This window comes from Pseudorhodoplanes sp. (genome assembly GCF_035565855.1).
In the GTDB taxonomy this organism is placed as follows: domain Bacteria; phylum Pseudomonadota; class Alphaproteobacteria; order Rhizobiales; family Xanthobacteraceae; genus Pseudorhodoplanes.
Genome location: NZ_DATMRX010000045.1, coordinates 1 through 11,099, shown reverse-complemented (window position 1 = coordinate 11,099; position 11,099 = coordinate 1). Strand labels below are relative to the sequence as shown.

12 protein-coding genes are annotated in these 11,099 nt (G+C 63.6%); 11 read left to right on the top strand and 1 reads right to left on the bottom strand.

Features of this window, described 5'->3' with window-relative positions; all coding sequences use genetic code 11:
- Window positions 1-547, top strand: a 547-nt coding sequence (locus tag VN004_RS02740) for a DUF1538 domain-containing protein (protein ID WP_325606772.1), incomplete at its 5' end; no start/stop codon positions are given.
- A 5-nt stretch (window positions 548-552) separates the two neighbouring features.
- Window positions 553-882: a P-II family nitrogen regulator gene (locus tag VN004_RS02735; RefSeq protein WP_325606770.1), complete on the top strand. Its 330-nt coding sequence runs from the start codon at window positions 553-555 to the stop codon at window positions 880-882.
- A gap of 25 nt (window positions 883-907) precedes the next feature.
- On the opposite strand, the gene VN004_RS02730 is transcribed toward VN004_RS02735, so the two are convergent.
- Complete coding sequence (locus tag VN004_RS02730) at window positions 908-1,792, bottom strand: universal stress protein (protein ID WP_325606769.1); 885 nt, start codon at window positions 1,790-1,792, stop codon at window positions 908-910.
- 515 nt (window positions 1,793-2,307) lie between these two features.
- Between VN004_RS02730 and VN004_RS02725 the strand changes: the two genes are divergently transcribed.
- The 9 genes from VN004_RS02725 to VN004_RS02685 all read left to right on the top strand — a co-directional run bounded on the left by VN004_RS02725 (window position 2,308) and on the right by VN004_RS02685 (window position 11,027).
- Window positions 2,308-2,547, top strand: coding sequence for a DUF6496 domain-containing protein (locus VN004_RS02725; protein WP_325606768.1), 240 nt, complete (start codon window positions 2,308-2,310; stop codon window positions 2,545-2,547).
- Between the two features lie 241 nt (window positions 2,548-2,788).
- Window positions 2,789-4,408: an ABC transporter substrate-binding protein gene (locus tag VN004_RS02720; RefSeq protein ID WP_325606766.1), complete on the top strand. Its 1,620-nt coding sequence runs from the start codon at window positions 2,789-2,791 to the stop codon at window positions 4,406-4,408.
- Window positions 4,409-4,561: 153 nt separating this feature from the next.
- Complete coding sequence (locus VN004_RS02715; RefSeq protein ID WP_325606764.1) at window positions 4,562-5,575, top strand: ABC transporter permease; 1,014 nt, start codon at window positions 4,562-4,564, stop codon at window positions 5,573-5,575.
- Complete coding sequence (locus VN004_RS02710) at window positions 5,572-6,552, top strand: ABC transporter permease (protein WP_325606762.1); 981 nt, start codon at window positions 5,572-5,574, stop codon at window positions 6,550-6,552. Before VN004_RS02715 ends, VN004_RS02710 begins: the two co-directional genes overlap by 4 nt.
- Before the next feature lie 11 nt (window positions 6,553-6,563).
- The gene (locus tag VN004_RS02705; RefSeq protein WP_325606760.1) at window positions 6,564-8,273 is read left to right on the top strand and encodes an ABC transporter ATP-binding protein; all 1,710 of its coding nucleotides are present in this window, start codon (window positions 6,564-6,566) and stop codon (window positions 8,271-8,273) included.
- 8 nt (window positions 8,274-8,281) lie between these two features.
- Window positions 8,282-8,467, top strand: coding sequence for a DUF4089 domain-containing protein (locus VN004_RS02700; protein WP_325606758.1), 186 nt, complete (start codon window positions 8,282-8,284; stop codon window positions 8,465-8,467).
- A gap of 2 nt (window positions 8,468-8,469) precedes the next feature.
- Entirely contained in the window at window positions 8,470-9,864 is a 1,395-nt protein-coding gene (locus VN004_RS02695; protein ID WP_325606757.1) for an AtzE family amidohydrolase, read from the top strand.
- Window positions 9,865-9,931: 67 nt separating this feature from the next.
- Complete coding sequence (hpxZ, locus tag VN004_RS02690) at window positions 9,932-10,342, top strand: oxalurate catabolism protein HpxZ (protein WP_325606755.1); 411 nt, start codon at window positions 9,932-9,934, stop codon at window positions 10,340-10,342.
- A gap of 4 nt (window positions 10,343-10,346) precedes the next feature.
- Window positions 10,347-11,027, top strand: coding sequence for a GntR family transcriptional regulator (locus VN004_RS02685; protein ID WP_325606754.1), 681 nt, complete (start codon window positions 10,347-10,349; stop codon window positions 11,025-11,027).
- The last annotated feature ends 72 nt before the right edge of the window (window positions 11,028-11,099 follow it).

Below are 11,099 nucleotides of genomic sequence, written 5' to 3'. Positions count from 1 at the left end.
CGGGATCGGCATTGGCTTTCTTCCGTTCGGGCGCGCGGTCGGGAAGGCCCTCGGCGAAATCGACCACGTTTGGCTCGTCGTTCTCGTCGCCGTGCTGCTCGGATTTGTCACCACATGGGGCGAACCTGCCGTCCGCATCCTGGCCGAGCAGGTCGAAAACAGGTCGAGCGGATCAATCCCGAGCCGCATGCTGCTTTTGGCGGTCTGCGCCGGCGTCGCGGTCTGGGTGGGCCTTGGGATGCTGCGGATCGTGTTCGCGATCCCTTTGTTGTACCTCCTGGTGCCCGGCTATCTTCTTGCGATCGTGCTGCTGTGGCTGAGCGACCGGGACTTTGTCGCGATTGCAGCGGACGCCGGCGGCGTCGCGACCGGCCCCCTCGCCAACAGCTTCCTTTTGGCGTTGGCCCTTGGCGCGGCGGGCGCGATCGGCGGTGAAAATATCGTCGTCGAGGGCTTTGGCTTCATTGCCCTGATCGCGCTTGCCCCGATCATATCAGTGATGATGCTGGGTGTTGCCATTCGTCTGAAGACTCGCCAACCGGAGTGACCAGGATGCTCAATCCGTGCCTGATCGTCAGTATCGTGCGCAAGGGCTGGGGAGACACGGTGCTGGAAGCCTCGATGAAGGCCGGCGCGCATGGCGGCACCGTTGTCTATGGACGCGGCATCGGTCGCAACGAACAGCAGCGCGTCTTCGGCATCCAGATCGAGCCGGAGAAGGAAATCGTGCTGACGCTGGTCCCGCGGGATATCTCGGAGACGATCCTCGCCGAGATCGTGCGCGCCGCCGAACTCACCGCGCCGGGACACGGGCTCGCTTTCATCGTGCCGGTCGATCAGGTGGCCGGCGTCGTACACCTCGTCGAAGCGCCCGAGACGTGAGACGTTCGGGCGCAGTGATCCAAGGTCATTCCGACTCGGCCGCCGCATCCGGCTCACGGAGCACCAGCGCGTCGCACGGCAGCTCGGCCATGATCTGCTTGGCGACGCTCCCGACGATCATTTCGAACAGCGCATTGCGCCCTTGCGTCCCAAGAACGACAAGATCGACCCCGGTTTCCCTGACGCAGTCGCGCAGCAGCCGATCCGGCGCGCCGAATTCCAGCAATGGGGTGGCGTGCTTTCGGATTAAATCGGCGGACGGCGATGAATTGACGAAGGCGTTGTACTGCGCCTCGACCCCCGTCAGGTACTGACTGCGATATGATGCCGTATCCGTGGTGAAGCCGCTCAGCGGCGCCTCGTAGGCGTGGAAGATTCTGAAGGCCTGCCCCGGAAAATATTTGACGGTCATTTCCAGCGCGTGGCGCGAGGTTTCGGAAAAATCCGTTGCCACCAGGATGTTTTGATAGGCATGCCGGGCCCGGTTCTTCACCACGAGCAGGGGCCGGGCGGAGCTTCGCAGCAATTGCTCGACCGTACTGCCCAGCAAAAATCGTCCGAGCGGTTCGTCCCGCGCGATTCCAGTGACGATCAGATCGCAGCCGCGCGCTTCGGCGGTGCGTTGTATGACCTCACTCGGCACCCCTTCCTCGACCACCAGCGAGGCCGACATGGCCGCGGGTCCGACGTCTTCGACCAGCCTGCGCTGCGCGATCGCGAACGGATCGGGGGGCCGCCGCCATGACGGAGCGGGTGCCTCGTCATCCCAACTCGCCGGATCTTCGAGAACATGCAGGATGGTCAGCTTCGCCTGCCATTGCTCCGAGAGGAGGACGGCCCGGTCGAGCGCGCGGTCGCAGCGCGAGCTGAGATCGGTCGCCATCAGAATGCCGCGCGGAGGCCCGCTCATCCACCGTGGCTCATTCATCTGAAAGTGCCCCCTTCCGATTGCCTTGCGCATGCCGGTCTTGATCGCGTTCGCGATTCTCAGGACCCTATCATTGCAGGTGGGTAAAGACCGTCGGCCCATCTGCGACAATTGGACGTGATGGATGTGCACAAAGCCCGGGTGAATACAGCATCCGCCGGCCGCGATCTCAATTCCGGAACATCACGCGCGGCGGACGCTTCGACCGACGAGATCGCGTCCCGAGGTGCCGTTTGGCTGACTTATCGTCGCCGATTACGGGCGAGCGGGAACTTCAATCCTGGGTCGAGGATTGAGCCGAGCCCCCCGTTTCGGGGGCGTTCCTTGTGTCGATGAAGCCCAGTCCGATGATCGTCTCGTCGGTCTCGTCATCGTCGAATGCCCGAACCAGCCGTTTCGGGCGTCGGGAGCGCCTTGGATCGTGGGATGTGCGCAATCGTGTCATGCCGGAAGAACGTCCGGCGTTTCCCGCCTGTTCCTCGCATCGGAGAAAACATATGGCCAAGAGATCCAGCAAAAAATCGTCCCGGAGATACTCCCGCAGCGCCTCCGAGGATGTCGAAAAGGAGATGCACGACTACAAGCGGGGCAAGGCCCGGTCGGGGCCCGGCGGCCGCGGCGGCAAGGTCAAGAGTCGCAAGCAGGCGATCGCGATCGGGTTGTCCAAGGCCCGGTCCGAGGGCAAGAAGGTTCCAAAACGGTCTTCGAAGAAGCGAAGCGCCAAGAAGCGCAAGTGACGCGCCCGGGGCCCCTGCTCAATTTGGTTATCTGCTCAATAAATAATCACAAATAACCCTATTGTATGCAATAGCCGCGCTGGTGGCCGCTGACGCTGCCGGCGCTGCTGACGCTTGCGAAGGAGGAATTCATTCGCGCGATCATTGCTTTATGAAATTTCCGCCCCGCCGTGCCCGAGCTGGCACAAGCTTTGCGGGAGTGCATCCGAGGCCGAGCACAGAGGGACCCGGAGGCACAAGAATGAATCGCCGCGAATTTCTGAAATCCACCACTGCCATTGCTGCAACGTCGGCCATCGGCGCGCCGGCGATTTTCTCGCCGGCCAAGGCGCAGGCGAGATCGGAGACCATTCTGGTCGTCTCCGAAAGCGGTCCGAACAACATCGATATTCATGGCGTGGGCACCAACGTGCCGGGCTACGAGGTGGCGTGGAATTGCTACGACCGCCTGATCAGCCACGAGATGAAGACGGGTCCGGCCGGCCAGCCCTATTACGACAAGGACAAGTTCAAGCCTGAACTCGCCGACGATATGAACATCGGCGACATGTCCGTGACCTTCAAGCTGAAGAAGAACGCGACCTTCCAGGATGGCACGCCGGTCAAGGCCAAGGACGTGAAGTGGTCGCTCGATCGCGCGGTCTCGGTGGGCGGCTTCCCGACCTTCCAGATGGGCGCGGGTTCGCTGACCAAGCCCGAACAATTCGTTGTCGTCGACGACAACACCGTGCGCGTCGATTTCATGAAGAAGGATCGCCTGACCATCCCCGACCTCGCGGTGGTGGTGCCGGCCATCTACAATTCCGAACTCGTGAAGAAGCACGCGACCGAAAAGGATCCCTGGGGCCTCGAATACACCAAGCAGAACACCGTTGGCAGCGGAGCGTATCGCGTCACCAAATGGACGCCCGGCTCCGAAGTCATCCTGGAGCGGTTCGATGGCTGGAAGGGCGGCCCGCTGCCGAAGACCAAGCGCATCATCTGGCGCATGGTGCCGTCTGCCGGCAATCGTCGCGCGCTGCTTGAGCGCGGCGACGCCGACATTTCCTATGAATTGCCGAACAAGGATTTCGTGGAGCTCAAGGACGCCGGCAAGCTCAACATCGTGTCGACGCCGTTCTCCAATGGCTGCCAGTATATCGGCATGAACGTCACCAAGCCGCCCTTCGACAATCTGAAGGTGCGGCAGGCGGTGGCCTACGCATTGCCGTACCAGAAGATCGTCGACGCCGTGTTATTCGGCCTTGCAACGCCGCTTTATGGCGCGGCGCCCGACAAGCCGACCGAAGTCGCCTGGCCGCAGCCGACGAAATACAAGACCGATATCGAGGCGGCCAAGAAGCTGCTGGCGGAAGCCGGTTATCCGAACGGCTTCGAGACCACGCTGTCATTCGATCTCGGCTTTGCCGGCGTCAATGAACCGCTCTGCATCCTGGTGCAGGAAGCGCTCGGCCAGATCGGCATCAAGTGCACGATCAACAAGATCCCGGGCGCGAATTTCCGCACCGAACTGAACAAGAAGGTGCTGCCGCTCTACACCAACGTGTTCTCGGGCTGGCTCGACTATCCGGAATACTTCTTCATCTGGTGCTATCACGGCAAGAATTCGATCTTCAACACCATGAGCTACCAGTCCAAGGCCATGGATGCATTGATCGATGGCGCCGTCGATGCGGCGGCCGTGGGCGACAAGGCGAAATACGAGAAGGATGTGAAAGGGTTTGTCGATCTCGCTTTCGCCGACATCCCGCGCATCCCGCTCTATCAGCCGTATTCCAACGTCGCGATGCAGAAGAACATCTCCGGCTATCAATACTGGTTCCACCGCCGCCTCGATTATCGGGCGCTGGTGAAGTCGTAACGGCAAAACGCGTGTGCTCCCTCCCTCCTGGAAGGGGGGAGGGGGCATCAATCCAGGCGACAGGGACTGACTCCCACCCGTCGGGCTTCGTCCCGCCGAGCTCCCCCTTCAGGGCGAGGTGAAGGCCGCGGTGGTGGCAAAGAGGACCAGCTCGTGATCCGGCAAATCGGCAAGCGTCTCGCAACGACGATCCCGTCCATCATCGGCGTGATCATCGTCACGTTTCTTCTGACCCGCGTGTTGCCCGGCGATCCGGCCGCCTATTTCGCCGGACCCGCGGCGACGCCGCAGGCGATCGAGGACGTCCGCAGGTCGCTGGGCCTCGACAAGTCGCTGCCCGAGCAGTTCGTGCGCTATGTCACCGAGCTCAGCCGTGGTGATTTCGGCAAGTCGCTGACATCGGGCCAGCCGGTGCGCAGCGACATCGCGCAGCGGCTTCCGGCATCCGCGGAATTGACGCTTGTCGGGCTGATCATATCGATGCTGATCGCGGTGCCGCTCGGGATCGCGGCCGCCGTGAAACAAGGCTCCTTCATCGATCACGCCTGCCGCATGATCGCGACCGCGGGCGTCTCGTTGCCGGTATTCTTCACCGGCCTGATCCTCGTCTATGTCTTCTATTACCTGCTCGGCTGGTCTCCCGCGCCGCTCGGGCGGCTGGACGTGTTCTATTCGGCGCCGCCGCATGTCACGGGATTCTATCTGATCGACAGCCTTCTCGCCGGCGAGTTCGAAACCTTCCGCGCCTCGCTGTCGCAACTGATCCTTCCCGCCGCGACGCTTGCCATCTTCGCGCTCGCGCCGATCACGCGCATGACCCGCGCTTCGATGCTCGCGGTGCTCGGATCGGATTTCGTACGCACGGCGCGCGCCAACGGGCTCACCCCGCGCACCGTCATCGTCACCTATGCGTTCCGCAATGCCATGCTGCCAGTGATCACCACACTCGGCATGGTCTTCTCGTTTCTGCTCGGCGCGAATGTCCTGGTCGAAAAGGTGTTCGCCTGGCCTGGCATTGGCTCTTACGCCATCGAGGCCCTGATCGCGTCGGACTTTGCGCCGGTGCAGGGCTTCGTTCTGGTGATGGCGATCATGTACGTGCTGCTCAACCTGACGATCGATCTTCTGTACGGCGTGATCGATCCGCGCGTGAGGCTCGAAGGATGAACCAGCGTCCCGATCTCGACACCGCCCATATCGCCGCAACCGACGCACCGGCCGCGGCCGCAGCGATCGCGACCGCGGTCGCGAGTGCCGCCGCTAAGAAGGATGCGACCCCCGCGGCCGCACCGGCCAAACAGACCTCGGTCTTCGCCCATGCCCGCTACGTGATCTCGGAAAATCCGGTCACAGGTCTCGCCTTCGGCCTCTTCATCTTGATCTCCATGTGCGCGATCTTCGGTCCATGGATCGCGCCTTATGACCCGCTGGCCAGCAACACGACCTCGGCCTTGCAGCCCCCGTCCGCGAAGCATTGGTTCGGCACTGACCAGCTCGGCCGCGACATCCTGAGCCGCGTGATGGTCGCGGCGCGTCTCGACATGCTGATCGCGGTCGCTTCGGTGGCGCTGGTTTTCGCGCTCGGCGGTTTGTCGGGAACGGCGGCCGGATTTTTCGGCGGCTGGACCGACCGCATCGTCGGCCGGATCGCCGACACCATCATGGCATTTCCGCTCTTCGTGCTCGCGATGGGCATCGTCGCCGCACTCGGCAACACTGTGACGAACATCGTGATCGCCACCGCGATCATCAATTTTCCGCTCTATGCCCGCGTCGCCCGCGCCGAGGCGAATGTCCGGCGTGAGGCCGGATTCGTGCAGGCGGCGCGGCTGTCCGGAAACGGCGAATGGCGCATCCTCCTGACGCAAATTCTGCCAAACATCATGCCGATCATGGTGGTGCAGATGTCGCTGACCATGGGCTACGCGATCCTGAACGCGGCCGGCCTCTCCTTCATCGGGCTCGGCGTGCGTCCGCCGACGCCGGAATGGGGCATCATGGTCGCGGAAGGGGCGGGCTTCATCGTATCGGGCGAATGGTGGATCGCGTTTTTTCCGGGCGCGGCGCTGATGCTCGCGGTGTTCTGCTTCAACCTGCTGGGTGACGGATTGCGCGACATCGTCGATCCGCAGCGGCGCACGTGAAGGAGCAAGCCATGACGACCAATACGCTCCTCGATGTTCGCGACCTGACTGTCGAATTCATGACCCGCCGCGGAGTCGTGAAGGCGGTGCAACACGTCAACGTCACCGTTGCCAAGGGCGAAACCGTCGGCATCGTGGGTGAATCGGGCTCCGGAAAGTCCGTCACCTCCTATGCCGTGATGCGCATCCTGGATCGCGCCGGCCGGATCGCGGACGGCGCCATTACCTTTTCCGGCATCGACGTGCGCGATGCGCCGGAGAGGGAAATGCGCGACCTGCGCGGTCGCGAAATGTCGATGATCTTCCAGAGCCCGCGCACCGCGCTGAACCCGATCCGCAAGGTCGGCGACCAGATCAGCGACGTGCTGCTGCAACATGTGCAGGCGCAGCCCTCCGACGTGAAGGAGAAGGCGATCGAGGCGCTCCGGAAGGTGCGGATCGCGCGACCGGAAGAGCGTTTCCATGCCTATCCGTTCGAGCTGTCCGGGGGTATGTGTCAGCGCGTGGTGATCGCTCTTGCGCTCGCCTGCCAGCCGCAATTGCTGATTGCCGACGAGCCGACCACCGGCCTCGACGTGACCACGCAGAAAGCGGTGATGGATCTCGTGGTCGAGCTGACCCGCGAACGCGGCATGTCGACGATTCTGATCACCCACGATCTCGGCCTTGCCGCAGCCTATTGCGACAAGGTGGTGGTGATGGAGAAGGGCCGGGTGGTCGAAACCGCCGCGTCCTCCACGATCTTCAAGGCGCCGCAGCATGCCTATACGCGGAAGCTGATGCGGGCGACGCCGCGGCTCGGCGTTTCGCTGCGCGATCTTCTCCCCGAAGACATGGCGGCGCCGCCGCTGCCCGCGCCCGATCCGGCGGAGGAGAAGCTCGAGGACAAATCCCCGCTGCTCGTCGTGTCGAGCCTTGTGAAGGAATATCCGCGCCAGGGAGCGCCAGGTTCGCTCGCCAGCTTCTTTCGCAAGAAAGATCAGTTGCCGGAGCCCGAGACCTTCAAGGCGGTCGACGGCATTTCGTTCGAGATCAAGCGCGGCGAGAGCGTCGGCCTCGTCGGCGAATCCGGCTGCGGAAAATCGACCACCTCGATGATGGTGATGCGCTTGCTCGATCCGACCTCCGGGTCGGTGGTGTTTGATGGCGAGGACATCGGCTCGATCCCGGCCAAGGAATTCGCAAAGTCGCCGATGCGCAAGCGCATCCAGATGGTGTTCCAGGATCCGACCGAGTCGCTCAATCCGCGATTCACCGCCGAGCGGGCGATCGCCGATCCCATCATGCGGATGAGCGATATCAGGGGACGCGATGCGATCCGCGCACGATGCGAAGTCCTTGCCGGTCAGGTCGGACTGCCCGTCGAATTGCTCGACCGTTTCCCGCACCAATTGTCGGGCGGGCAGAAAGCCCGTGTCGGCATTGCGCGCGCCATCGCCTTGTCGCCTGAACTCGTGATCCTCGACGAGCCGACGGCCGCCCTGGACGTTTCGGTGCAGGCGGTGGTGCTCAACCTGCTCGAGGATTTGAAGTACGAGCTTGGCATGAGCTATCTGTTCGTCTCGCACGATCTCAATGTGGTGCGCCTGCTCTGCGACCGCGTGATCGTGATGCGCAGCGGCAAGATCGTTGAGGAGGGGAGCGCCGAAGCGGTGATGGGCCACCCGAAGTCCGATTACACCAAGGAATTGCTGGCGGCGATCCCGCACCCGCCTGTGTGAGACAAGCGATGAACGATCAGGATGTCACGGATCGCTGGATCGCATCGTCAGCCGCTCTGCTCGGACTACCGATCGAAGCAGAGTGGATGCCCGCGATACGCGCCAATGTCGAGGTGACGTTCCGGATGGCGAAGCTCGTGGAGGAGTTTCCGCTCGAGGACGAGGCCGAGCCTGCGCCGGTTTACGGAGCGTAATCATGTCCGAACTCGGCTTCGCAAAGGCTCACGAAATCGCCGCGGCCGTTTCGCGCGGCGACCTCACCGCGCGCGCGGTGGTCGAGGACGCGCTGTCGGCCATCCGCAATCGCAACCAGGCCCTCAACGCCTTCACCGATGTGACGGGCGAGCGGGCGCTTGACCGTGCCGATGCGCTGGATGCGGACCGGGCCGCTGGGCGGCCGGCCGGACCGCTCACCGGCGTGCCCTTTGCGGTGAAGAATTTGTTCGACGTCAAAGGTCTTCCGACACGCGCCGGCTCGAAGATCAACCGCGATCGGCCGCCAGCGCAACAGGACTCGCCCCTGATCGAGCGGCTGGAAGCCGCGGGCGCAATCCTCGTCGGTGCGCTGAATATGGGCGAATACGCCTATGACTTTACCGGCGAGAACGCCCATGACGGGCCCTCGCGCAATCCGCATGATGTGAGCCGGATGTCCGGTGGCTCGTCGGGCGGATCGGGGTCGGCGGTGGCGGGCGGACTGGTGCCGCTTGCCTTGGGCTCGGACACCAACGGATCGATCCGTGTGCCGTCGTCCTTCTGTGGCATCTTCGGGCTGAAGCCGACCTATGGCCGGCTGTCGCGCGCGCGCAGCTTTCCGTTCGTCGCAAGCCTCGATCATCTCGGGCCGTTCGCCCGTTGTGCCCGCGATCTCGCGATCAGCTATGACGCGATGCAGGGCCATGACCCCGACGATGCGGCTTGCGTGGACCGTCCGGTCGAACCGACGCTGCCGCAGCTTGATCGCGGCATCGAGGGGCTCCGCTTCGCGATTGCCGGCGGATATTTTCGCAAGGGTGCGTTCCCCGAAGCGCTGCAGGCGATCGAACGTGTCGCGAAAGCGCTCGGCGCATCGCGCGAGATCGAATTGCCGGAAGCGCACCGGGCGAGAGCCGCGGCCTACGTCATCACCGCGACCGAGGGCGCTACGCTGCATCTCGACCGCTTGCGCCAGCGCGCGCACGATTTCGATCCCGCGACGCGGGACCGGCTGATTGCGGGCGCGATGATTCCCGCATCGCTTGTCGTGAAGGCGCAGAAATTCCGGCGCTGGTATCGCGACGAGGTGCTGGCGCTGTTCAGGGACGTCGATGTGATCCTCGCACCGGCAACGCCCTGCGCGGCCCCGGCCATCGGTCAGCAGACCTTTGTGCTCGATGGCGTCGAAATGCCGGTGCGGCCGAATATCGGCATCTATACGCAGCCGATCTCGTTCATCGGTCTGCCCGTGGCCGCGGTGCCGGTTCCGCTGGAACCGCTGCCGGTCGCGGTGCAGGTCATCGCCGCGCCGTGGCGTGAGGACATCGCGTTACGCGTGGCGCACTATCTTGAGGCGCAAGGCGCGGTTATGGCACCGCGACCGCCGTTGAGCTAAGCGTGTCCCGGATCGGCGAGAACAGCCCCGCGCGATCAAAGATGACCGGTATGGGAGAGAAACTGGAATGGCCCTTGAGATTAATCTGCCGGACGTTGTTGCCGAGGTCACGGCGGAATTCGAGCGATACGAAGATGCGCTCGTCAACAACAAGGTCGATGTGCTCGACGCCATGTTCCGCGATGCTCCGGAGACGATCCGCTACGGTGCGACCGAAAATCTGTACGGGTACGAAGAGATCAAGGCGTTTCGCTCCGCGCGTTCGCCGGTCGCGCTCGGACGCACGCTGTCGAAGACCGTTATCACCACCTATGGCCGCGACTTCGCCGTTGCTTCGACGCTCTATCAGCGCCCTTCGGCGCCCGGCCGCACCGGACGTCAAATGCAGACCTGGGTTCGCTTCCCGGAGGGCTGGCGGGTGGTCGCCGCTCATGTCAGCCTGATGGAAGAGCCCAAGGACGCACCGAAACGGGGCTGATGCGATGACCCTCCAGGCCCGCGACATTCGCGCTGCCGATGCCAGCCGCCGGACTCTGGCCGAGGAATTGCGGCTGCAGATCGCGGACGACATCGTGCGCGGGGTGCTGGCCCCGGGCACGCCGCTCGACGAAACCGAGCTTGCGGCGCGTTTCGGCGTCTCACGAACACCCGTGCGCGAAGCGATCCGTCAGCTCGCCGCGAGCGGACTCGTCGATGCGCGGGCGCATCGCGCCGCCGTGGTCGCGCGGCCGAGCGAAGACAGGCTGGTCGGCATGTTCGAGGCGATGGGCGAAATCGAAGGCCTCTGCGCGGGTCTCGCGGCCGAGCGTATGACGGCGGTTGAACGGCGCGAGCTCGAGAATGTGCACGAACAGCTGCGCCTGTTGATCCAGGCCGCAGACCCGCAGCGTCATCACGAGATCAACGAAGCCTTTCACGGCGCGATCTATGCGGGTGCGCACAATGCCTATCTGGCCGAAGTCGCCAACGCGACGCGCGCGCGCGTGCAGCCATTCCGCCGCGCCCAGTTTCGCAATCTCGGACGGTTGTCGAAATCCTATGTCGAGCACGACAAGGTGGTGGTTGCGATCCTGCGCGGCCAGCGCGCGGTCGCGGCCGAAGCGATGCGCGCGCATATTTTCACCGTGCGCGAGGAATACGAGGCCTATGTGCAATCGCTGTGAGGCGCTTGCCGTTCGCCCCCGCCCCATCCTTCGAGACACATTGCTTCGCAATGCTCCTCAGGATGAGGCCGG